The following is a 24,392-nucleotide window of genomic DNA, read 5'->3' as shown; positions in this document are numbered from 1 at the left end:
CCAGCGGGCAAAGGGGGCGCGTGCGCCTGCATCACCCGACATCAGGGGCGGACTCACCGAGAGGCCCGCTGTCTGGTGGCGACTCGCTGATGCGGCGCGCGCATTTGCTGGCACGACACCACAATCTGAACGTCGAAGGAGTCGCCATGTCCGCACTAATGCGTCACAAGTGGATGCGTTTCACTGAGGTGAACCGCGTTTGCGAGGTCTGCGGAATGACGGTGGACCGACTACCGGACCGCTCGTATTGCTGGGTACTGCGTACTGGGCGAGCGGTGGCCACTGACGGCCGGAAAGCATCAACGGGTGTATCGCCGACCTTGAGTATCCTGCCGGGTTGCGTGGCCGGGCAACAGCGAACAGCCGATGGCGCTTCGATTCCGTCAAGTTACGGGATGTTCATTCAATTCAGCGGATCGAACAAGGTCTGGAGAATGACCGCAGCGGGTCGGATCGTCGAGGACCACTGGTACGCGGCTGTGGTGCCGAACGCTCGATGGGCACAGAGCCGGGCCGAGGAACTGCATGAGCAGCTGGCGCGTACGGATCCCGGTGTTCAGGTGTGGATCGCTCCGGTCGCTGACCGCCGCGATACGCGAGAGCCCACATGACCACCTGGACGCCGCTCTGAAGCTGGAGCACGACCAGCTGTGGGGTGTCGTTGTGCTGGTTCGGTGCTAGCCGGGCGGGTGTGCGCCACGCGCCATGGTGCCCGCTCGCGCGCGGGTGTCGTCGGAAAGCGGGCTTCCGTTGTGGCGCGCGAGCGGGCTGGGGGCGCGTGCGCCCAGCCCCGCCCGGCTAGTTTCCCTGCACCGGGATGTGGCGGGTGCTCGCACGAATTCCCTCGAGGAAGGAGCCCGCCGTGTCTGAAGTTCAACCAACCGTCGACAGCGAGGAATCCACTGATACATCGGAATTACCCGACAGCAGTAGTGCGACGGTGCGGTTTGGTCTGCTGATTGAACCCGACTTCTGCCGGATTGTGCCACTGCCACCCGTGTGCGACAGGGACGTGGTCGTCGGCGAACTCGGTGTCGACTCGGTCGAATTGTGTCTGCAGATCGGTTCCGTCGCGTTCTGGTGCGCGCGGGATGACCTCGGAAACGGTTCCCGTCTGAATTTCGGTGCGTTGACCATCATGCGATGGCTGATCGCCGATATCTACGCCGGGATCGTCGACACCGGCGATGATGACGCCGACCGTGCGTCGCAGATCGTGGAGGACCCCACGGTGATGCCGTCCGTGCGCGGCCTGTGCCTGGTCACCGGATATCGCCTGCCGCAACAGCAGCCTGCCCCTTTGGGGCCGTTGTTTATCCGGTGGTGGCGCGCCCGGATCACGCAAACGGCCGCTGCCTCCAACGACACGATGATCGGCCATCTCGACCGGTCGAACCTGACCACGGCCGCGTTCGAGTCGAGCCTCGTCACCGACCGCTGAGAACCAGCGTCCGCTTATCGACCTTTCCCAGATCATCACGGTTTATCGAGGTTGTCATGTCACACCATGGATTACACAGCACAGTGCCGGAGGGTATTCGGCGAGCTCGCTGTTACCTTCTCCGTGCCGCCGAACCTCCGGCGCCGGCGCTGCGCGCATTCACCGCCGAGCACGGTGCGGTCAAGGCCGCTGAGCTGGTGCGTGCGGGCGACGTGCCGCCCGAAGTCGCCGCGGAAACGGCTGTACGTCGCGAGATCGATCGTGTCGACCGGGATTTCGCCCGTGCCCAGGAGTGTGGGGCACGGTTGATGATCCCCGAGGACCCAGAGTGGCCGTGGCCGCGTTTCCCGGTTCCCCTCACGAGTACCGGCGATGCTGCTGTTGCGGCGAGCACTGGTCCGCTGGCGTTATGGGTACGCACCGATGTTTTCCCGCGGTTGGATCGCCAGCCGGTGGTGGCCATCACCGGTGCCCGCGCGGCGACCGCCTACGGGGCAACACACGCCTGCGATTTCGCCTACCACCTCGCACAGACTGGTATTCCGATCGTTTCCGGTGGTTCGTGGGGGATCGACAGTGCCGCGCACCGGGGTGCCCTCGCCGCCCGCGGGCAGACGGTAGCGGTACTTCCTGGTGGCATCGACCGGCTCCACCCGGCCGGTAACCGTGACCTCCTGGCCAGCATTACTGCTGCTGGCGCGCTGGTCAGCGAATACCCGCCCGGTGTCGAGGTTACGCGTCAACGCTTGTTTGAACGCATCCGTCTGCTGGTCGCGCTGGCCACCCACGTGGTGATCGTCGAAGCGGGACCGCGCAGCACCGCCCTGTATGCCGCAGGGTTCGCGAACCAGTCCGGTCGGCCGGTGATGGCTGTTCCCGGTCCGATCAGTTCCCTGGTATCGCGAGGATGCCACGACCTCATCCGCTCTGGCCAGGCCAAGCTCGTTGCCGCAGCGGAGGGAATCGTCACGGGGCACGCCGAAGAAAACGTTGGCATCACCGACATTCAGAGCAAGCAGTAGCGGAATCCCGCTGCACAAAACAAGAAAGAGATGACGAATGCCCCTGCCTGATCGTGGCGACACGGGCTTGCCGCCGCACTGCGCACACGAGGCCACCGACTTACACACCTTCACCGAAGTCCTGCGACACGCCCGGGTTCAACTGGCCCGCCACCATGTCGGCGCGGCTTTCAACCTCGTTCGTCACGTGTTCCCCCGCGCGCACCAGATGATGATCGACGTGAGCAGCCATCGACCACATCTGGACGGCGTTCGCGACCAGAACGGGAACACGATCTGGGCCTGGTATAACGGTATCGACTCGCTGCCGGTTCCTGCCGCCGAGACGATCGTGGACTGGTCACCGGCGACGTGGCGAACTTTCCGCACGCGCATCGAGGCGTATCTGGCCACCGCACTCGACAACGCCGACACCACATCCCTGGGCTGGCCAGCGTTCAACGAGAACGCTACCCGGTACCTCGCCACCCACGTGCCCTCGCCCGCCTTCCCCAACGATGGCGGCGTGATCGACGCGCCCGGCGCGGATCCGCGACTAGTTCCGGTCAGTGAACTCATCCCCGGTGACGTGTTCTGCTACGAACACGCTGGAACGCACTACAAGATCACTGCCCCGACCTGGCCGGTTCCCGGCGACGGCGATGGGGTGATCTGGGTCTTCGTCGCCGAACAACCCTGGCCGCTGACCTTACCAGCGAGTCAGCTCGTGCAGGCCACCTACAGACCCCGCGAAATAGCGATCCGGTGCCTGCTCTGCGGCAACACGACCCGCGCGTGGGTCAACACAGCTTATCTGTCCGGAGGCCGGGGAATCTGCCGACGCTGTGACCGCGGCACCAAAGCCTAACCATACAAGCAGAAATCGCCCTGTCCGCTGCGTTTTTCGCGCGGGGGACAGGGCGATTTCGTTTCTCAAGGAGGTTATCCGATGCACCAACCACCCGCTGTTTGTGCCGTGTGCCAACGCAGCCTGGACATTCGAATCGACGCGCGCGGAGCAAGCTATGTGCATCCTCCCGGCGCTCAGCAGGATCACGCGCCGGTACCGGTGCCCCCAGCGGCCGGGTGGCGGGGCCACTGCGATTTCTGTTCCGAGCATCCCGCGACACACACGCTTCCGGTGCGGGACTTCACGGTCGCGCTCGAGCATCCACTGGCCAAGCTCACCGGAACAGACTGGAAAAGTCGAGGAAATTGGGCCGCGTGCGGAGTGTGCGCGCACCTGCTTGAGAACCAGGAGTGGGACCAGCTGCGTGAGCGCGCCATCAACGCCTTCGTTAGCACCTATCCCGGCCCGGTCGATACGAACCTGAATCGGCTGATGTTCGGCGAACTGTTCCGGGTCCTGCAGCAGAAAACCACCGGACCCGTGCGGCCCGTGGAGGACGGGGATCAGTCGTGATCCGGCGCAGGACGGGATTGTCCGCGGTCGAGCTGGACGTTCTCGAGGCGATCGCGCGCGGGATGACCAACACCCAGATCGCGATGCACCAGTACCGCTCGGTCGAGACCGTGCGCAGCCATATCAAAAACATTCACCGCAAGCTCTCGGCCCGCAACCGCGCGAACGCGGTCGCGATCGCCTATCACCTCGGTCTGTTCGCGACCCACCACGACCGCACCAGGAGCGTGCGGGCACCCCTGGCCCTGCCCGCCCGCCGCACGCGGTCGGTGGGTGGCCGTGGCGGGGCGGAGGGGCCGCCTGCACGCTAGCGGAACCCGCCCGGGCCGCCGCCCTTGCTGTCGCGCGCCAAACGCGGCGCGCGACACCGCGGCGCCCCGGGCGGGTCCCGCTGGATCGCGTGCGTCCCCTCCGACCCCGTCACGACACACCCCGACGGGGCTTCACCCGAGGGGAGAAACCGTATGTCCACCACGAAAGAACAAAAAGGGGATGGCATGACCAGCGTCATCGACACCACCACTTCGACCAGCGAACCGGACGTGTCCGACGAGACCAACACAGTGATCCCGGCCCAGCGCCACGACGACACCGCCCCCGCCTCCAAGACCACTGAGCACCGTGATGAATCCCTGGCCACCCCCGAGGACCCGCTCGAGGACACGTCATCGGCACCGAGTGAAAAGCCCGGCGATGGTGACGTCATCAAGTGGGTCGACCCGGCCGAGTTGGTGATCGGGGCCAATGTGCGGGTCGAGAACGCGAAACCCGACCGCGACACCGTGCGCGACATCAAAAAGCGCGGTGNNNGCGAGCCGATCCGCGCCTACGAGGACGGCAGCGGGAACTGGGTCGTCGTCGTGGGCCAGCTGCGCACACTGGCCGCGATCGAGGCCGGATGCGAACAGGTTCCGGTGTGGGTGATCCCCGCACCCCCGCTGAACGAGCGCCAGGCCGAGATCGAGCGCATCATCGATCAGCTCAACGAAAACGATCACCGCCAGGCCATGACCCGCGGGGACGAGTATGCCGCGCACCAGCAGCTGACGATGCTCGGCCTATCCGCAGCGGCGATCGCGCGCCGACGCAGCCGCCCCAAGCGCCTGGTCGAAAACTCGCTGCAGGTCGGAGACAGCGAACTCGCGGCCAAGGCCGCCAACCGCTACGAGCTCACCCTCGACCAGGCCGCCGCGGTCGCCGAGTTCGAAACCGACCAGAACCTCGAAGCGGCGAAAAAGCTCATCCAGACCGCGGTCGAGCACCCGAACAACTTCGCCGCCCTGGCGCAGCGGTTGCGCGACGAACGAGCCGAGCAGCAACAGTTCCAGAGCGCTCGTACCGAACTGGTGACCGTCCTGGAAACCGCAGGGGTCCCGATCCTCGAGGAGCCCCTGACCGCGTGGGGAGAAGCGCCCGGGCGGCCGCTGCAGCGGTTGCGGGCGACCCCGGAGGCCGAACCCGGCTCCGAGCTCACCGAAGCCGAGCACGAGGCCTGCCCGGGACATGTGGCCTGGATCGAGCACGACTACGACGACGAGGACAACACCATCGCCGTGGCCGTGTACGGCTGCAGCGACTTCCGCAGCTACGGGCACGCCATCACACACGCGCCACGCGGCCAAGCCGAGCACTCGCCGAAAGCGATGCTCGCACCCACCGCCGACGGCCGCGCCGCACAGGCAATCGAGAAGGAGCGCCAGCGGTTCGAGCGCCGGTGGGTCCGGGAGAACAACAAAGACTGGGACGCCGCGACCACCATTCGGCGCGACTGGCTCACCCAGTTCGCCTCCCGGCGCTCCACCCCGCGCGGGGCCCAGGCCTGGCTCGCGGCCCAGAAAGCGACCGGACACCGTGCGCTGACCAGCGCGATGGAACGCGGCCACCAGCTCGCCCGCACCCTGCTCGGTCTGGGCTCCCGCGACGAGCTGCGCGAACGCATCACGAACGCCTCACCGGCGAAAGCCACCGTGTTGGACGTGTTCCTCACCCTGGCCGCGATGGAAGCCGGGATGGACCGCGATGCCTGGCGCCGTCCGAACGCTGCCGACACCGACTACCTGAAGGCGATCACCGGCTGGGGCTATCAGGCCTCGGACGTCGAGCTCAAAGTCCTGGCCCCCGAGGACCCCGCCACAGTCGTGGAGCAGCGCCTGAACCAGGACAACCAGCTGACCACCGGACAGGATGCCGCCACCGAGGCGGAAGCCCAGAACGAGGAGGACCGCGACAAGGAAGCTCAGGACGAGGAATCCGGGCCAGACAACGAAGAACCCACGCAGGACCCCGAAGACGACTCCGACGAGCTGCCTGCCACAGACGACACCGTCGCCTAGCCAGCCGCGTGCGCTGATCCGACAGCCACTGTGACCGCTAGCGCCCACACCACACGGCGTTAGCCACCACGCCCCCGAGCGGAGACCGCTGATCCTGCGGCTCTCGCTCGGGGCCTTCTTCGTGCTGCCCACTCCCAGTTGGAGGGATATTCGTTGACTGCCCCGATTCCTGGGTGGCTCGCACACCGCCCGACCACCGGCGGGCTGGTCGTCCCCTGGATCACACCTCGCCGCACCGATGGGACGTACCTGTTCGGCGCCGTCGACGAACGGCGCGCTCGCACGGCATTCCACGGTCGCCTCTGCGGGGTCTGCGGCCGGAAACTGGATCGCCCGCTCGTCGTACTGGTCCGTGACCAGGATCTGGTGCTGCAAGCCAGCTTCGAACCCGCGCTCCACCCCGTGTGCGCCACATATACCCGCACGAACTGTCCCATGGTCGCCGGGAAACAAGCCACCTACCGGTCCAGCCCCCTCCGGCTCGACCCGAACATGATCCCCGGCGCCGACGCCGAACAGCGCCAGGGCACTACCGCCGAAAACTGGTACGCCGTCTGGCTGGCCAGCTACACCGTCACACGACTTTATGGGCATCTGGCCGCCAGTTTTCGCGGCCGGACGCCGCTGCGCATCCGCCCGGTCTAGAACCGCTCACATCCAGCGCACCCCAACTCCGAGAAACCCGCGCCGCTTCTGGCATCGGGGGAGTCGGGGCGCGCCGGTTGATTGTGGAGGATTCTCATGTATGCCAACCGTTTCACCCATGCCGCGCTGCGTGCCGCCCGGCGCGGATGGCACGTGTTTCCCGTGCGAGCGGGCACGAAAACCCCAGCGGTCACCGACTGGGAGAACGCCGCCACCACCGACACCGCACAAATACAACGCTGGTGGACCCGGCGAGGAGTCCGCAACATCGGCATCGCCACCGGCCCCTCCCGTCTGGTGGTCCTCGACCTCGACCAGCACGGCCGCCACAGCAGCCTACCCGAGAAGTTCCGCGGGGCCCGCAACGGCGCCGACGTCCTGACGATGCTGGCCACCACGGCCGGTGACACCATCCCGCCGACCTTCGAGGTCATCACCCCGCACGGGCGCCACCTCTACTTCATCGCCCCGCCCGGGATCGAGGTGCGCAACAGCCAGGCCAAGCTGGGCTGGTGCATAGACGTCCGTGCTCGCGGCGGCTACGTCGTCGCCCCTGGTTCGGTCACCACCCACACCTCGGGCCAGCTCCGGCGGGCCCGCCACATCGACCCGTCCTTCCTGACCGGGGCAGGCGACTACCTGATCCGCAACGCCACCCCACCCGCCCTACTGCCGGCCTGGATCACCGAAGCCCTGACCGCACCCGAGCACGAAGTCAGCAACCACAACGGTTTCTCAGCCTCAGCCCCGACCAAGCCGGTAGCGGTTGAACGGCTCGACCGATACCGTGCCGCGATCCTGGACGGAGAAGCACGCAAGGTCGCCGACGCCCAGCCCGGCACCCGCCACAAAACACTCCTGGCCGCGGCGCGAACGCTGGGCCGTCTGGTCGGCGGGGACGAACTCGACGAAGCCACCGTGCGCACCACGCTGCACGCCGCATCACGGCGGCACATCGGGATCGAGCACTACACCGAAGCCGAGATCATTCGCACGATCGACCGTGCCCTCGCCTACGGACGGCAATGCCCCCGCTATCTCCACCGTGCCGCACCATCCCTGACACCGGCGACCGGAACGGAGCACCGTCGATGACATTCTGCTTCTGCAGCGACGCGTCCGAACCCCGCTGCCCCGACTGCGCAGCGCCGATCGGCGATCGCCACCACCTTGGGTGCGCGATCGCCCGATGCCTGCATACCGGAACGCAACGTCTGGCCCACCCGGACGACTGCCGCTGCCCACCGGATACCTGGTCCGGCTACTGGTCCGGGGAACGAGAGTGCCATGGCCTGAATTTCCACACACCCAACGGTTTCCCCGACCTCAACCGACTCTACTCCGAAGCGAGGTGGTGCGTCCTGCACCACCGATGGGAAAAACCTTCCTGCTAAGAAGCTCCGCTTGACCTTTTTGTTCTGCCGCAACCACACCAGCGCCCCTACCGCCACGGTGACCGCGACTCGAGATTGCGTCCCGCGGTGATCAACCCGACGCACCCGTGAATGTGTGCGTCGAGCAATCGCGCCAGCCGCGGTTAGTCGGCGGCGATCAGGCGATCGTCCGGTTACCTGATTTCACCGGAGACGCCGCATCCGGCATGCGGTTCACCGCTGTGGTGGATCGCCTCCAGCTCTAGCACACCGGCCCCGGACACCGCCTGACGGCGGTCTCCGGGGCATCGGCGTGCTGACCGAGCTGCGATCCACCCAGGCGGTGAACAGCACCGTCCGCGGGGAACACCATTTTTCTTCGTTTCTCTTCTCATTTCTTTTCGTGCAAGTTGGAGGGAGTTTTGACATGCCCATTACCGGTGAAGCGGTGTCCACTTGTTGCCACTGCGAACAACCCGGAGAGCTCAGGGTTGCAGAGTCAGATAACCCGGTGTGCCAGGAATGCGCCGAAGAATCCTACGAAACCTGTTCCTGCTGTGAGAACGTGACCTCCGATGGATACCTCAGCGTCGGCTACGGCATCCTGTGCGGCCCGTGTGCCGAGCATAGCTTCCATCGGTGCGACGATTGCGACGAGTTAACGGAATTCAGAACAAGCACGAATTGTGGCGAGGTCTGCGACTCGTGCCGGAGTGAGTGGTATTACGAGTGCTCTGGCTGTCCTGAGTGGATTCACCGCGGCGACGACTGTCCCGACTGCGCCGACGATGAGCGTTCCGATCTGATCCTGGACTACGGATACAAACCACGTCCGGTCCTTCACGGCGAGGGGAAACTGTTCCTCGGGTTCGAACTGGAAATCGAAACACCACGCCGCGGCAGGGAAGAGTGCGCCGAAGTCGCGCAGCACTACCTCGGTCGGCTCGGATATCTCAAAGAAGACGGGTCGATCGGCTGCGGCTTCGAAGTCGTCACACACCCGATGACCTATAAGTGGGGCCTCGAGCGGTTTCCCTGGCAGCTACTCGACGACCTTGCCCAGGCCGGCTGCGACACCGAGGACACCGGGCTGCACGTGCACATCAACCGCACCGCGTTCGACTCCCCGGCGCATGTCTACCGGTGGATGCAACTCATCTACCGCAACGCCGGGCACGTCATCGCGATCGCCCGCCGCCGCTCGAACAACTGGGCCGCGTTCAACGACGACGACCGCCACCGCGCGAAGCATTTCGCCAAGGGAGACGCCAACACCAGCCGCTACAGCGCCATCAACACCCTGCCCTCGGCCACCTACGAACTGCGCGTGTTCGCCGCCTCCCTGCACCCGCGCCACGTGCAGGCCGCCCTGGGGCTCGCCGCCGCCTCGGTCGAGTACACCCGCCACCTCTCGGTGGCCGACATTGTCGGCCGCTGTGGCTGGGACTGGCCCGCCTTCGCCTCCTGGGTCGCCGACCACGACGTCTACGCGCCCCTGCATCACGAAATCCAGGAGATCCAGCACACCGAGGAGTTCGCATGTGCATGCTGACCTACTTTCCCGGACACGTCACCCCGGACCTGCAAGCCCTCTCGAACGGGGCGGCCTACAACGACGACGGGCACGGATTCGCCATCGTCACCGGCGAAACCGAGATGATCATCGAGCACGGTCTCGACGCGGCACAACTGATAGGGCGCTTCGGTGAACTCCGCGACAAACACCGCAGCGGCCCGGCCCTGTTCCATTCCCGGTTCGCCACCCACGGGAAGGTCGATCTGGACAACTGCCACCCCTTCGCCGTGGCAGGAGACCAGCGAACCGTGGTCGCGCACAACGGAGTCCTGCCGGACAAGGTGCGCCCCCGCAAAGGTGACTCCCGCTCGGATACCCGGATCGCCGCGGAGGACTTCCTCCCACGCAAACCGTATCGGTGCCTTGATCAGCGTAAGGCGCACACCGCTTTACAGCAGTGGCTCGGGACCACCAACAAGCTCGTGTTCCTGACCGTGCACCCCCGTTATCGCCAGCACGCCTACCTCATCAACGGATACCTCGGCGTCTGGGACGACGAAACCGGGATCTGGTACTCCAACCACGACTATCAACTCGACCCGGCCAGGCTCGGCGCAGACGCCGAGTTTCCCGATGTCTGCCCTGTTTGCTACAGCGCTGGCGGACTCGATGACTACGCGAGCTGGTGCCGGATCTGCCAAACCTGTTTGGACTGCGGGGACGGTCTCGAGCACTGCCGATGCTACGTCCCCGATCCAGGATACGGCGCTTGGCGTTCGCTCGCGGACGCACTCGAGGAAACCAGTGACTCGTTCGTCGACGCCAGTGACGCGGTGTTCGCGTTGCACGGAGACCCCGAGGAGAACCCCCGGTCGTAGTCACCTCGATCCCACGAGTCCGGCCGGGGCGCACGATCGTGCGCCCCGGCCGAATTCGTTCTTCCCCGTCGACCAGAAAGCTTGTCATGCCTCCTGCTACGCCCCCAGAACACCAATCCGATGAACGTCTCCTCGAACACGCGCACGTGGGCAGCTTGCAGACCTGGCCGGTCTACCTCGACGCGGCCATCCGTTCCATCGATCCTCGCGAAGATCGAGACCCGAAGTATGACCGGGACGGGAACCGGTACACCGAACCGTTTCGGCAACTGGTCGTCCACGCGAAACTCACCCGCCCAACCCCCGTAGCCGGAGAAGAACCGGCCGCAAATGGTGGCGCAGCGCGCGAGCTCGTGTGGCTCATGGTCACCGGATTCGACTTCTCCCCGATGGCGACCCTGCTCGAGATCGGGAACGAACAGGTTGTTCCCGCACCACACTGCACGAGCACAGACCTTGAGGCGTTCTCCGCGATCGCCAACGACTACGGAAACCTCAAATTGCGCACCATCCCCGACTTATCCACCGGTGACTCTCCCCCCGGGAACGTCGGCACTTCTCGCGCGAACCAGCCGCATCGGATGCTGCGCCCTGCCTACCGGCCTCTTGGTCCCGGCATCGAAAAGGTCGCGCGGTTTCTCGCCAAACGCCTCAACGCTGCCCGGCCGAACCGCTGACACGACAGTAAGGATGATCATGAAGTTTCACCTCGAAGGCACCGGCGACCTCCTCGTCACGATCCCGACCTTCCTGGGATTCCGCCCCGACAACGCCCTGATCCTGGTGATCGTGGGCACCGCCGCGAACGGCGAGCCACGTATCGAGGCGGTGCAGCACGCACCGCTGGCCGGTATCGCCAAAGACACAGCCGCTGCCGCCATCCAGATGGCAAACGTCATCGTCGACCGCCCGGTGCAGTACGCCCTCGGCGTGATCACCGCACCCCGGCATTCGCGCGAGCCCACGGGTGAGCTCCCACGCCGGGTTCTGCGACGCCGATTCGGCGAAGCGCTCGCCAGTGAAGGGATCCACGACCAAGTATGGCTCCACACCCCTGATTTCCGGGCAGGAACCGTCTGGCAGGACTACAACAATCCCACCCACCGCGGGCAGCTGCCCGACCCCTCCACGGTCCCGGCGACAACAGCGATCGTGACCAAAACCCATATTAGCGACGACACCCTCGCAGCGCTGGACGCCCGATTCAGCGACGCTCCAGAACACGACAGGACACGCATCCGTGACCGTCTCCTGCAAGCGATCCGCACCGTCGAACTGGAAAGCGCCACTAGCCAAACCCTCCAGCTGCGTGGGCGCGCCCGGCAGGTCCAGGACGCCATCACCGCTGCCGGGCACGGAAACCTGCCCGAGGCCGACGTGGTGATCGGTGACCTCACCGCGGCCATTACCACCCCGAAGATCCGGGACACCCTCCTCGACCTGGAACCAGGCCGCGCGGTCGCGGCAGAACGCCTCTGCCTGCACCTGTGGCGCTATGCCCCCAGCTCGGCCCGTGCCCGGCTCGCGGGTGTCATCGGGATCATCGCCTACCTGCGTGGCGAACAAGTCTGGGCCGGAGTAGCGCTGAAGAAAGCAGACCTCTCCGAGGTTCTCACCGGCCTGGTCGCATTCGCGGTCGCCAGCGAAATCACACCACACGAGGCCAAAGCAACAACAGCCCGCACCGCAGCACAAGCCCGCGACAGACTCGGCCTCACGAACAACGCGAACTGACCACCACCTGTCCAGAATCCACCGCTCCGTGAAGCTCAACCACCCGAGGACTCGAGGAGTAGCGATGCTCATTGATTTCCGTGCCACCAACGTCTTGTCACTGCGCGATGAGCAATGGATTTCCTTCAGCGCAGTAGAACCGAGTAGTGACTCCGTGCGCCCCACCAACGTCCGCCGCTACGGACACCGTGTGTCGGTGACGCCCGTCGTGGGAATCGACGGCGCCAACGGTTCCGGCAAGACCAACGTCCTCACGGCACTGCGGTTGATGCGCGACACGATACTGCGGTCGGGTTCCCGGGAAAGCCGCCAGAACCAGCCTCGGCGGATCCCGTTCGCCCTATACCCGCGACACGCGGGCGAACCGTCCTACTATCAGATCGACATCGTCACCGACGACATTCAGTACAGCTACGGTTTCGGTATCGACGACGAACGCGTCGTGCGCGAATGGCTGCACGCCTACCCGGATGGGCGCCAGGAGATCTGGCTCGAGCGCGAGGGAGACCATAGCCGTTTCCCGGAAGCGGAACCGGACACCGAAGAATTCGACCGGATCCGCGATTTTCGGTCGGACGAGTTAGTCGTGAGCGTGGCGGCGAGGTGGAATCACTACGTGTTCCGCCCGGTGTACGACTGGTTCCGCATCAACCTCTGGCTCATCAGCCCCGACCAGGATTTCTCCCAGCGACTGGTCTACACCCAGCAGATGGTGTTGCGCGACAACACCGTCAGGGAACGCATCGCCGGGCTGCTGGTCGCCGCGGACCTTGGCATCACCGATATCGAGGCTCCCGCGATCGGAGATGACGAGGTCCGTCTCGTGCGCCGCGGCGACGGGCAGTCGGTGACGATCGAGCTCGGGAGCGAGTCGCGGGGGACACAGCGGTGGTTCGCGCTGCTGGGACCGTTGCTCGACGCGTTCGACCGGGGCACCACCGTGCTCGTCGACGAACTCGACGCGAGCCTGCACCCCATCCTGGCCGAGGCGATCATCCGCATGTTCGAAAGCACCGACTCGAACCCCCACGACGCGCAGATGATGTTCACCGCCTACGACGCCGCGCTGCTGATGAACAAACGACTCCTCCGCGGAGACCCCCACACCGATCACAACCAGATCTGGCTGACCGAGAAAGGCAACAACGGTGCGACCGAACTCGTTCCCCTCAACTCCTACAACCTCCCGAGCAACGAGAACAACGATCTGGCACAGCGATACTTTCTCGGCCGCTACGGCGGAATCCCGGTAGCCTCCCCGAACGACATCGCCAGGGAGCTGCGGGCCCGCCGGTCCGAGCCCTGAACAACACCCGACGGTGGTCAGGATCTGAGCCGGGTGGCACTCGGCTGCCAGGCGGTGAACCCGGCGACGGGGCGCGGTGACGCTATCCCCGATAGCTCGGTGTTCCTGCGGGCCACGACTTGTCTTTCTGTGCTCGTGTCCTGTGGACCGCACGAAGACCAGCACACCACCAGCGGGGCCGGATTGGTGCCCGGCCACTCCGGTACGGGTGAACCGGCCCTCTCGGTTGCGGGCGCATCATGGCGGCGGGTTCGCCGGTTCACCCCGACCGGAGGACCAGGCCCCGGCTCCAGCCCCGCCGGCGGCGCGCTCTGGCTACGCCGCGTTCCACACAACACCGAGCCAGAAAGGGCTTCGATCATGGCTGGAGAAACCACCCTCACCATCGTCGGTAACCTCACCGCGGACCCCACGCTGCGGTTCACCCAGGACGGCACCTCGGTCGCGAACTTCAACGTCGCTTCCACCCCGCGGACCTTCGACCGCGCCGCGGGGGAGTGGCGGGACGGGGATACGCTGTTCCTGCGGTGCAACGTGTGGCGCGAGATGGCCGATAACGCTTTCCACTCGCTGACCCGCGGGATGCGGGTGGTCGTGCAGGGCAGGATGCGGCAGCGCAGTTTCGACACCCGCGAGGGCGAGCGTCGCACCGTCTTCGAGCTCGAGGTCGACGAGGTCGGACCGTCGCTGCGGTACGCGAGGGCGGAGGTCACGAAGAACCAGCCGCGCAACGCGGTCCCCGAGAAGCGCGCCACGCCCGTGCCGCAGCCGGAGGCGGCTGCCGAGCCGGGCAGCGCTGACGAGGTTCCGTGGGTCAGCGTGGACGAGACTGAGCTCGTCGGCGCCGCCGCGGGTGCCGCTGAGGAGTTCCCCGGGTTCTGATTCGACTCGGTCGTGTCCGGCCGACCCACTGGGTCGGCCGGACACCCTCCCGGTCGCCGCATCGAACCACACCCGACCCCTTTCGCAGGCCCCGATACGGATCCGCCCTCGCCGTCGTCCCGTTGCTAGAAAGCAGAACCTTCCATGTTTGAGTTCAGCGTCTTCCTCGCGGGTAACCTGGTCGCCGACCCGGAACTGCACACCGGGCCGAAGTCCGCCCGCGTCACCTTCACCATCGCGGTCAACCCTCCCCGCCGCTACGACAAGCAGCGCCAATGCTGGATCAACCAAGGCGGCACCGTGTACGAGCAGATCGTCGCGTTCGGCCAGCTTGCCCGCAACGCGGCCACGAGCCTGCACCGCGGTGACCACGTCACCGCGTACGGCCGGCTCCAGGACAACTCCCGCACCATCACCCGAGGTAGCGAAGACTTCATCGATCACGCCACCGAACTGCTGGCCACCTACATCGGAGTCGACCTCAACACGGCCACCGCGACCGTGACCCGTAACCCCCGCGCCGAGCACCCGACACCGCGGCACATCGATGTCTGACACCCGCCTGAGTGCTGGTGGGTCCCGGACGGACACCGTACCGTCCGGGACTCACCGCACCAGTAACTCAGCACGATCCCCAGCGGGACACCATCGTCCGGCGGGCAGCGATGCCGTTACGGCCCGACCGACCCGGGGCCGTGCCCGCCGGGCATCTCGCTATTCACCGGGTGGTGCCCGGGTTCCTGGATCACCCTTTTGCGGGGCGCGGCTGCTCTACGCTGGACTCATGCGTACCCGTCACGGCATCACCTTCGGCGGTCTGATCCTTTCCGGCGGCGCAGGTGTATACCTCGGCGCGGCCCTCATCGGTGCTATCGCGGTCGTCGCGGGCGCGATCCACGACCCTCGCACTCTGATCGACGTGCCCGCGCTGATGCTCCTCGGTGCCGGAGCCGGGGCCATTGTCGCCCGCGCTACCCGCGACGCGATCAAGCCTCGCCTGCAGCATCGCTACCGGCGCGGCATGCTCACCGGTGCGATCATCTTGCCGCTGGCTTTGGGGATTGGTCAGCTCGATCACCTCGCCGTGTCCCACACCGCGACCCAGTGGGCAGGCGGTGTCGTGCTGCTCTCCGGTGTCGCCGGGATCGTGACCTACTACCGGTGGCGCAAACGCCGCACCCTCAACGAGCGCGCCGCCCACCGCACCCACCGCGCGCTCGCGCCCTACGCCCCGAGCCCGCGCTAGCCCACACCGACAAGCCCCGGCGGGACCCGCGTCGCCGACGCGGGTCCCGCTCGAACCGTTCCCCGCCCGGCCTTCTGCCACGGTGCCCGGCCCACGCACGACACGCTTATTCGGAGCGAGGATCGCCGTGTCGACCTATTCGGGCTCTACATCCGGCCACCCGTGTGCCTGCTCGGTGCCCGCGCTTTCCTCGTCGTTTGCTTCGTGCGCCGTGTGGACGCCTGCCGCCTGTCCATCGCCATCACGCATGCTGTCGCCATGCGGCTGTTGCGACGCGGGAGAACCGACACCGCTTGAGCCAGGCTCGGCTGGATCCCCGGAGGTCTGCGTCGTCCCAAGCCCGCTATCGGTCGCGACGTCCACGCCATCCTCACCGTCGGCACCGGATGAGGCGGACGCCGCTTCGGTCGAGGACTTGCCCTGCTGGTCCAGCTCGATGATCTCCTTGCGCGAGAGTCCCAACAACGCGGCCGCCTCGGCTGGGGGCACTTTCGCCGCGCGGATCTCGCGCACCGCGTGCGCTATCGATTCCCGCCAGCGCGCAATCTCTGCCCCAGCCTCCGCGCGGATGGCGTCCTCACGGCGCGCGTGCTCCTGCTGGATCCGGTATCGCTGATCATCGAGAGCCGCCAGCTTGGCGCCCATCGCCGAGCGCACCCGCGCGATCCGTTCCTCGGCCTGTCGCCGCGCGTGCTCGATCGCGGTCGTCGCCTCCGCGAACGGCTCGAGCGCATCTCTGACACGGCGCTCCCGCTCGCGTTCCCGTTCCAACTGCTCGTTACGTGCGCGGCGCAACTCCTCCAGTCGCTCGAGCGTCGCACTCGAGCGCCGCTTACGCCGCCGCGGCTCCTGCGTGGTCATCCGCGCCTCCCCATCACTGGCCGGGCAGGGGAGGGGCTTACCGGACACCACGAGTCTACCGGCACCAGAACCGGGAAGACCGAACGTCGGGAAGGTGGCGCCGCCGCGGTAGCCGCGAACGGCTACCACCACGAACCGTGATGGCCGACCAAGACCGCGACGGCGCGCACGCCTCGCCAGCCGGGCGCCAAACACCCTTACGAGACGCAAGCCCAGGATAGCCTTCGCGGTCGCCTCGTCGACACCGTCCATCACACCTGCTGACCCAGCACGTGTGCCGACAAAGGGAACAGCCTCGCAGCAGTGAAGCGGGCAGCCCCAGCGGTCCTGCGCTCGAGAGGGGACCGGGTGGACCGTCTGGGCCCGCATGGTCGCCACCGTGGCGGGAGAAGGTGGCCCCGCAATTGTCCGGTCGCTTCCCCCAAATACAAGGAGCCTTCCCCGACGAATTTCCCTGCTGTTCCAGCATGCCCGCCGGTGTCGTGCAGAAATTCGCCGGTGACTCCTCCTTGCATTCGGGTCCCCTACGCTCCCTCGTCCAGGCGTTAACGGGCAGGCCAGGGGCCTGCCCGTGAGGTAGCGGGGCCACCTTCCCCCACCACTCCCAGCGCACACCGGTCACACCAACACCCCAGGGTGAACACCACCAGCACACGCCCACCTCAGCGGCACACAGAACCACGGAAACCACACACCACCACCAAAAAGGAAACACTATCAAATCAGGGCATGCAATCCCGCAAAATGGAGGCAAATAAACGGCCTATTCTGCTTGTATGCAGGGGTGATGTTCGATACGATTATTCACGTAATCCAGTCGGGACGACCAACCCGACAATTCAGCAAATCGTCAAACGAAGGTTTCATATCATGGTTCAGAAAGCGAAAAACCGCCGTATTACGTCCATTTCCGGTGTGGTGGACGCGCTGAGTGCGAATCCGCCCCGCGTGCGGTCCGCGCTCGAGGGGCTGCGCTGGCTGTTCGAGACCGGAAGCGACAGCCCCAGCACGGTACTTGCCGCGTGTGCCCGCCTGCTCAACACCACCGAGGCCACCACACCCGAAATCCTGACGGCCGTCCGTGAGGTTATGGCCTCCTGGGACACCTACGACCCCCAGGTACACACCCTGTTCCACCGATGCGTGTACACCAGCGAAACCCGCACCGACTGCGCCGCAACCGAACCCCGCGACATCGTCGCGCTCCTGCACACCAGCCCGCCCCGTATCGGTACCGCGCTGGACGCGCTCCGCTGGTATGACGCCACCACCGGTGGCCGACACCGTGACGTGCTCACCGTCTGCGCAACCCTGCTGAAAAACCCCTCAGCCACACACCCGACCATCGTCGAGGCCATCCAGCAGGCCCACCGCCTGTGGCCCCACCTGGACGAAGACACGCGCGCCCTGACGATGGCGTGCGTCTACGCCAGCAAAGCCCGCGCCTACACCGCACGGCAGAAACACGCCCAGCAGGCACGCCGCCGGGAAACCGAAACCGGAGACATCCACCGGTGCGGAAACTGCGACGGCAACCTCGCCGACACCCCCGGCCTCGCCTACTGCTCGGAGCCGTGCCGCCGCGAAGCCGAAACCAGCCACCACCCCGACACCACCACGCACACCGACACCGGCCGCACCAAGCAGGCACCCGCACCAGCCACCACACCCGCACCCACGGCCACCCAGACCACACCAGAGGCCGCCGACAACCACGACCCCGACGATGCCGACGAGTTCACCGATGCCGACGAGTGCGCGGAGAGCGAGGAGCCCGCCGACTACCGGGACACCCGCACTGGCGCGCAGGCCCGACGTGATCTCGGTGTGGTGGACACCTACGAGGACACCCGACCTGCCGTGCAGTTCGAGGACCGCGCAGAACCCGACGACGCGACCGGCTGGAAACTCTGGGACGACGACTATCTCGCCATGTCCGTCCGCGACGAGGACCCCCGCTATATCCGCACACCGTTTCGCGCCAGCAACCCGCGCGCGTTGTGTATCGCGTGCAACCTTGAACGCACCCCAGCCGAACAACGCGGCCACAACGACGGCCGGTGCGAAGCCTGCCACGACGCCGGAAAACCACCGCTGCACACGTTCGCACCCGCGCCCGAGCTGATCGCCGCCTAACCCCCGAGACCCGCCAGCAGGGGCGGCCGCCAGTCACCAGACCGGCGGCCGCCCCTCTTTTGTGCTCGCGATACCCAGCAGAAGCCAGCCCGAGACGCGACACCGGTTGCGCGACCCCCAACCCACCCCACCGCCCCGCCCACCACCACAGTCCCGAGCGGTCACCGGTCCCCAGAGCGGCGACCGCTTTTTCGCGCCCTCGTGCGCTGGTGCGCCACCGAGGGCGGAAACCCAGAGCGGCACACACCCACCCTTCCAACCCAGCCCACACCACCACACCGACCACACACCCCGGCCCGCCCCGACCGGACACCGCACCACCCAGCCCGCACCCGCACACCCCCGCCCGACCGCCTACCGGCACACCCACCCCCGCATACAGCACATCTTGCAGACCATCGGAACCAGGTGGTGGCGACCGTTTTTCCGGCGTAGCCTAGAAGAATCGTGATGGGCTTGCGGAAGCTGAGCCCTGGTGGTCACGAGTATCTCACGAACTCGGTGGCATGCGGCGACCGTGATCGGCGCGCCGAGCCTGGCGAGTTGCTGAGCGACTACTACCTCCCCCGTGGTTACCCGGCAGGCCAATGGTTTGGCGCCGGAGCGGAAGCCTTGGGGCTGGCCGGCGCGGTCACTCCTGCGCAGATGAACGCCTTGTTCGGGGAAGGACGCCATCCCCACGCGGATGCGATCGAAGCGGAAATGATCGCTGACGGTGCCAGCGCCGCGAAGGCCATGGCGGCCACGAAACTCGGGCGCCGGTTCCCGCAGTACTCCGCGCTGGATCACATGCGCAGCAAGGTTTCCCAGGCCTACAAGGACTACAACCGTGAGCACGACCGCCCGATCGGCGCCCCGATCCCGGCGCACGTGCGCGCCGAATTGCGCCGCGGGGTGCAGCTGCAGGCCTACCGCGACGACCACGACGGCCACGATCCAGACGACGAGAAAGCGTTTCGGCGGTGGTTGGCCGAGCAGCAGCGCGCGCTCAAGACCGCGGTATCCGGGTTCGAGATGGTCTTCGCCCCGGACAAATCCGTGTCGATCACCTGGGCCATGGCCCCGCCCGAAGATCGTGAACAGATCGCCGACCTGGTGCGGCAAGCGGCGCGGGACACGCTGTCGTATGTGCAGCGCCAGGTCGCGTTCACCCGCTCCGGGGCGATGGGGGAGGCCCAGGTCGATGTCAACGGGATCACCGCGGCGTTGTTCGAACACTGGGATTCGCGGGCCTCGGACCCGCATTTGCATATCCACGCGCTGATCTCGAACAAGGTACAACGCAGCGACGATGGGGAATGGACGGCCCTCGACGGGCGCACTGTGCACGCGGCCGGGGTGACCGCGAGCGAGTACTTCGATTCCCGGCTACGGGACCTGTTCCGCGCCCACGGAGCCCGCTGGACCCAGCGCGGCGCCTCGGGGGTGGATCTCAAGCGGCCGGTGTGGCAGCTCGAGGGCGTCCCGGTTGAGCTGGTCAAAGAATTTTCCCAGCGCCACACCCAGTTTGAAGCGGCCCGCGCCGAACGCATCGCTACTTTCACCGAGGAGCACGGGCGGGAACCGAGCCCGAAAGAAATCTTCGAGATCAACCGGAAATCCCAATACGACCACCGCCCCGGCAAACAACCCCCACAAACCCTCGACGAACACACCCGGGCATGGCGCGCACAAGCCGAAACCGTCGTGGCGCCCCTGGTCCTCGACGGGCTCGTCGGACGCGTGTTCGCCAGCGGCCAGGTGGCGGCCGACGAAGTGGACATCGCGGAACTGGCACGCACGACACGCGCGGTCGTCGCCGACAACTACGCCCACTTCAGTTGGTGGAACCTCGCCGCCGAAGCACACCGCCAATCCGCGCACCTCACAGTGCCCGACCACGATCGTGAACGCCTGATCGACACCATCGTCACCACCGCCCTGCAGGCACCGGACACGCTCGCGCTGACCGGACCTGCCGCCGTGGAAGAACCCGCCTCGTTGCGGCGCCGCGACGGGGAATCGGTGTTCGTCGAACACCGCTCCACCCGCTACACCACCACCGCCACGCTCGCCGCGGAACAGGACCTCGTGGCCTGGGCACGCGAAACCAACGGGCACCGACTACGCACCGACACCGTCGACAAGGCACTCCAGGGACAGGGCCTCAACACGGGGCAGGAGCGCATGGTGCGCTCGTTCGCCCGCTCCGGCCGTCGAGTCCAACTCGCGCTAGCACCCGCTGGGGCGGGTAAGACCTCGGCCATGCGGGTCTTCGCGACCGCGTGGCGGCGCACCGGGCACCGCGTCTACGCGTTCGCCCCCTCAGCGCGGGCCGCACAAGAACTCGGCACCTCGATCGGCGCACGCGGACACACCCTGCACCAACTGACCACCACCCAAGCCCTCGGGTTCGCGCACCGCGCGTTCCCCATGGTTGCCGGTGACCTCGTCATCATCGACGAAGCCGCGATGGCCGGCACCCACACGCTGCACGCCGTGGTCAAATACGCCCTCAACAAAGGCGCCGACGTTCGCCTGATCGGCGACGACGCACAGCTGGCCGCGGTCGAAGCCGGCGGCGCGATCCGCCTGCTCGCGCACGACGTCGGCGCCATACGGTTCCGCGAAATCGTCCGCTTCCGCGGCCCGGACCGGCGCGAACAGGCCACCGCCAGCCTGCACATCCGCGAAGGGAACCCCCGCGGGCTGAAGTACTACTTCGACCACGGCCGGGTCCAAGACGGCTCCATCGAAACGATGCGCGCCGCCGCTCACGCCGCCTGGCGCGCCGACCTCGACGCCGGAGCATCAACGCTGTTGATCGTGCCCACCAACGAAGACACCATCGCGCTCAACCGCGAAGCCCGCCAACGACGCCAACGCAGCGGAGATCTCCAACCCGGACCGGAAGTGGCACTCCACGACACCACCCACGCCGGTCGCGGAGACTGGATCGTCACCCGCCACAACGAACGGCTCATGTACCTCTTCGGTGGCGCCGACTTCGTCAAGAACGGGGACACCTGGCAGATCATCCGGGTGCACCACAACGGGAGCCTCACGGTCAAACACCGCGCCCACGGCGGAGGCATCACCCTGCCCGCCGAATACGTTCGCGCGAACGTCGAACTCGCCTACGCGGCCACCGTCAACCGAGTCCAAGGCATGACCAGCAAAGGGAACGCGCACCTGGTCGTGCCCCCGAGCATGACCCGAGAACAGTTCTACCCCGGCATCACCCGCGCCATGCGCAAGAACTTCCTCTACGTCGTCACCCACCATCACGTCATCGACCAACACCAGGAAACCCCCGACCCCCAAGACCCCAAGGCCGTCCTCACCGGAGTCCTGCACCATTCCGGCGCCGAAGTCTCCGCCACCGAAACGCTACGCGCGAAACTCGCCGAAGCCGAATCACTGGGCACGCTCGTGCTGCGCTACAACTACACCGCCACCTACCGCGACGAACACCGCTACCGCGCAGCCCTGACCCGCCACACCCCCGAAGCCCTCGAGTACGACAGCGAACCCGCCCTCATCCAGACACTGCGCAACGCACACGACCTCGGCTGGGAACCCGACCACCTCATCCCCGCCGCGCTCGGCCGCACCACGCTCACTGGCACGAACGACCCCGGTGCGGTGCTCCAGTCCCGCATCACCAAACACCTCGACAAACACGCGCCACCGACACCGATCGCCGAACCCACCCGCGAAGACATCACCCGATGGCGAGGAATCTTCGACGCGATCGCGCCGACCGCGCCGGTCGAAGACCCAACCTGGGAACCCATCTGGCACCACGCCGCCGGAGCACTCGCCGCCGGAATCGACATCGACGCCGCCATCACGAGCGTGGCGCACCAACTCACCGCACGACCCCGCGTCGACCCGATGCCCGATCACCGCTACGCCGAACACGCCCTGACCCGCGAACTCGCGAACCGGATCGAACGCGGCGACGGTCACCACCGGGCCCTGCCCTGGCTCGCCCGCCCCGACTTCACCGCCGCCCGCCACTATCCCGGCCACGCCGAATACCTCACCGGACTCAACACCGCCATCACCGGCCGCGTCGAAGAACTACGCGCCAACGCGATCCGGAACACCCCAGGCTGGGCCACCAAACTCGGTCCACGCCCCAACAACCCAATCACGGCAGCCGAATGGGACGAACTCGTCGGCCTCGCCGCCGCCTGGCGCGAAACCTTCCACATCACCAGCGACAACCCGAACGCCCCACTCGGCGAACAACCCGACAGCCGTGGAGCCAAAGCCCACGCCTGGCAACAACTCACCACACGCTGGAACCAATACCCCAACCCACCGCAGAACACCCCAGCCTCCGAACCGCACCTGGCACACCTCGTCGCCGAACAACACGACACCGCCACCGACAACAACACGGAGCGCGAAGGCACCGATGAGGCCCTGTTCATCGACGACCTGACCACCCTCGAACAGAACCGCTACCAGACCGAAACGCTCGACCAGCTGACCCGCCGCTACGAACTCATCGCCCGCGCCGGCGACGCCGAACGCTACCTCGACCTCCTCGCCGAACACGCCCCCGAAACCATCAACCAACCCGCCGAACCCGCCCTGCTCCACGCACTCGCCAACGCCCAAGACACCGGTTGGCAAGCACACCGACTCCTACCCACCCTGACCAGCCACACCACCCTCGCGCAGGCCAATGATCCCGCCGCCCTGCTGACCAAACTCATCACCAACTACACCAGCACCCGCCAGCCACCCGCACCAACCGCCACACCCACCCCTGAGGACACCGCGCGCTGGCGCACCCTCATCACCGAAACCCTGCCCGCCGCCGCGGTCAACCAACCCGAATGGGACCTCGTTTGGCGCCACGCAGCCGGAGGACAAGCCCGCGGAGTCGACCCGGACACCGCCCTCGCCCGCGCCGCACACCAACTCACCAACCAACCCACCGAAACCCCGCAGATTCCAGACCATCGCGCCGCCGGACACGCCCTCGTGGCCGAACTCGCCGCCCAACAACACGCCGGACACGGGCATCAACCCGCACTACCGTGGCTGGCCCGCCCCGAACTCACCGGCACAGCAGACGACCAAACCCGCCGCGAACGCCTCGATACCGTCAACGCCGAAATCCACGCACGTACCCAACAACTCCGCGCGAACGCCACCCACCAGCCGCCCATCTGGGCGCGCCCGCTCGGTCCGCGGCCCACCGAGCCCGACGCGGCCCGCCGCTGGGACCACACCCTCGCCCAAACAGCCGCCTACCGCGAAACCTTCCACATCACCAGCAACAACCCCCACCAACCACTCGGACCAAACCCCGGCGGCAACAACGCCCGCGCACGAGCGTGGAGCCACCTCAACCAACAATGGAGAACCCTCATGACCAACCACACCGCACCCGACCCCGAAGACACCCAATCCGAAACCCTCGAAGCCACCAAGGCCCGACGCGACCTCCACGACACCCTCAACACCGAATTCCGCGACGCCGTCGCCGAACAACTCGAACACCAACACGACGACGAAGACGAACGCCGCGCCGAACACGAAGACGAACTCGACGACCTCGAAGCCAGCCGCCAGGAAGACATGCACACTGGCTTGGGCTACTAGTTATCCTTGAAAC

At 66.6% G+C, this 24,392-nt stretch carries 20 protein-coding genes; 18 read left to right on the top strand and 2 right to left on the bottom strand.

All coding sequences use genetic code 11. From position 1 onward, the window contains the following. Positions 1-434 precede the first annotated feature (434 nt). The 3 genes from A37U_RS52455 to A37U_RS47765 all read left to right on the top strand — a co-directional run bounded on the left by A37U_RS52455 (position 435) and on the right by A37U_RS47765 (position 2,463). On the top strand, positions 435-611 hold the full coding sequence (locus A37U_RS52455) for a hypothetical protein (protein WP_157183347.1): 177 nt from the start codon (positions 435-437) through the stop codon (positions 609-611). A gap of 251 nt (positions 612-862) precedes the next feature. Then, positions 863-1,441: a hypothetical protein gene (locus A37U_RS0140375; protein ID WP_157183346.1), complete on the top strand. Its 579-nt coding sequence runs from the start codon at positions 863-865 to the stop codon at positions 1,439-1,441. 197 nt (positions 1,442-1,638) lie between these two features. Then, the gene (locus tag A37U_RS47765) at positions 1,639-2,463 is read left to right on the top strand and encodes a DNA-processing protein DprA (RefSeq protein ID WP_157183345.1); all 825 of its coding nucleotides are present in this window, start codon (positions 1,639-1,641) and stop codon (positions 2,461-2,463) included. Between the two features lie 100 nt (positions 2,464-2,563). On the opposite strand, the gene A37U_RS54575 is transcribed toward A37U_RS47765, so the two are convergent. After that, on the bottom strand, positions 2,564-2,695 hold the full coding sequence (locus A37U_RS54575) for a hypothetical protein (protein ID WP_276143969.1): 132 nt from the start codon (positions 2,693-2,695) through the stop codon (positions 2,564-2,566). Here A37U_RS54575 and A37U_RS0140365 point away from each other — a divergent pair. The 13 genes from A37U_RS0140365 to A37U_RS0140295 all read left to right on the top strand — a co-directional run bounded on the left by A37U_RS0140365 (position 2,684) and on the right by A37U_RS0140295 (position 15,778). Next, entirely contained in the window at positions 2,684-3,310 is a 627-nt protein-coding gene (locus A37U_RS0140365; RefSeq protein WP_157183344.1) for a hypothetical protein, read from the top strand. The two genes, A37U_RS54575 and A37U_RS0140365, sit on opposite strands and share 12 nt — an antisense overlap. Positions 3,311-3,583: 273 nt before the next feature. Continuing rightward, entirely contained in the window at positions 3,584-3,865 is a 282-nt protein-coding gene (locus tag A37U_RS0140360) for a hypothetical protein (protein ID WP_157183343.1), read from the top strand. After that, positions 3,862-4,176 carry a response regulator transcription factor gene (locus A37U_RS49235; RefSeq protein WP_020502343.1) on the top strand — a complete coding sequence of 105 codons (315 nt, stop codon included), beginning with the start codon at positions 3,862-3,864 and terminating at the stop codon, positions 4,174-4,176. Before A37U_RS0140360 ends, A37U_RS49235 begins: the two co-directional genes overlap by 4 nt. 2,175 nt (positions 4,177-6,351) lie before the next feature. After that, on the top strand, positions 6,352-6,843 hold the full coding sequence (locus tag A37U_RS48985) for a hypothetical protein (protein WP_020502341.1): 492 nt from the start codon (positions 6,352-6,354) through the stop codon (positions 6,841-6,843). A gap of 96 nt (positions 6,844-6,939) precedes the next feature. Further along, positions 6,940-7,938 carry a bifunctional DNA primase/polymerase gene (locus tag A37U_RS0140340; RefSeq protein ID WP_020502340.1) on the top strand — a complete coding sequence of 333 codons (999 nt, stop codon included), beginning with the start codon at positions 6,940-6,942 and terminating at the stop codon, positions 7,936-7,938. Positions 7,939-8,529: 591 nt separating this feature from the next. Further along, a complete protein-coding gene (locus tag A37U_RS53315) occupies positions 8,530-9,768 on the top strand; it encodes a hypothetical protein (RefSeq protein WP_205623128.1) in 1,239 nt (412 codons plus the stop codon). Then, positions 9,756-10,610, top strand: coding sequence for a class II glutamine amidotransferase (locus A37U_RS47750; protein ID WP_157183342.1), 855 nt, complete (start codon positions 9,756-9,758; stop codon positions 10,608-10,610). Before A37U_RS53315 ends, A37U_RS47750 begins: the two co-directional genes overlap by 13 nt. 146 nt (positions 10,611-10,756) lie before the next feature. Beyond that, positions 10,757-11,287: a hypothetical protein gene (locus tag A37U_RS52450; RefSeq protein ID WP_020502336.1), complete on the top strand. Its 531-nt coding sequence runs from the start codon at positions 10,757-10,759 to the stop codon at positions 11,285-11,287. Positions 11,288-11,300: 13 nt separating this feature from the next. Beyond that, positions 11,301-12,344 (top strand): DUF4192 family protein, encoded by a 1,044-nt coding sequence (locus A37U_RS0140315; RefSeq protein ID WP_338055202.1) that lies wholly within the window; start codon positions 11,301-11,303, stop codon positions 12,342-12,344. 196 nt (positions 12,345-12,540) lie between these two features. After that, on the top strand, positions 12,541-13,650 hold the full coding sequence (locus A37U_RS47745; protein ID WP_157183341.1) for an AAA family ATPase: 1,110 nt from the start codon (positions 12,541-12,543) through the stop codon (positions 13,648-13,650). A gap of 360 nt (positions 13,651-14,010) precedes the next feature. Continuing rightward, positions 14,011-14,532 carry a single-stranded DNA-binding protein gene (locus A37U_RS47740; RefSeq protein WP_020502333.1) on the top strand — a complete coding sequence of 174 codons (522 nt, stop codon included), beginning with the start codon at positions 14,011-14,013 and terminating at the stop codon, positions 14,530-14,532. Between the two features lie 144 nt (positions 14,533-14,676). Next, positions 14,677-15,087, top strand: a complete 411-nt coding sequence (locus tag A37U_RS48980) for a single-stranded DNA-binding protein (RefSeq protein WP_020502332.1) — start codon at positions 14,677-14,679, stop codon at positions 15,085-15,087. 229 nt (positions 15,088-15,316) lie between these two features. Then, positions 15,317-15,778: a hypothetical protein gene (locus tag A37U_RS0140295; protein ID WP_020502331.1), complete on the top strand. Its 462-nt coding sequence runs from the start codon at positions 15,317-15,319 to the stop codon at positions 15,776-15,778. A 135-nt stretch (positions 15,779-15,913) separates the two neighbouring features. Here the strand turns inward: A37U_RS0140295 and A37U_RS0140290 are convergent, their stop codons facing one another. Further along, positions 15,914-16,639: a hypothetical protein gene (locus tag A37U_RS0140290; RefSeq protein WP_020502330.1), complete on the bottom strand. Its 726-nt coding sequence runs from the start codon at positions 16,637-16,639 to the stop codon at positions 15,914-15,916. A 729-nt stretch (positions 16,640-17,368) separates the two neighbouring features. Between A37U_RS0140290 and A37U_RS0140285 the strand changes: the two genes are divergently transcribed. After that, positions 17,369-18,775, top strand: coding sequence for a hypothetical protein (locus A37U_RS0140285; protein WP_157183340.1), 1,407 nt, complete (start codon positions 17,369-17,371; stop codon positions 18,773-18,775). A gap of 450 nt (positions 18,776-19,225) precedes the next feature. Beyond that, complete coding sequence (mobF, locus tag A37U_RS0140280) at positions 19,226-24,379, top strand: MobF family relaxase (RefSeq protein WP_083934259.1); 5,154 nt, start codon at positions 19,226-19,228, stop codon at positions 24,377-24,379. Positions 24,380-24,392: the final 13 nt, after the last annotated feature.

The organism is Sciscionella marina DSM 45152 (genome assembly GCF_000379465.1).
In the GTDB taxonomy this organism is placed as follows: Bacteria; Actinomycetota; Actinomycetes; order Mycobacteriales; family Pseudonocardiaceae; genus Sciscionella; species Sciscionella marina.
Note: the sequence above shows the minus strand (reverse complement) of the source record. Positions and strands in the feature narration are given on the sequence as shown.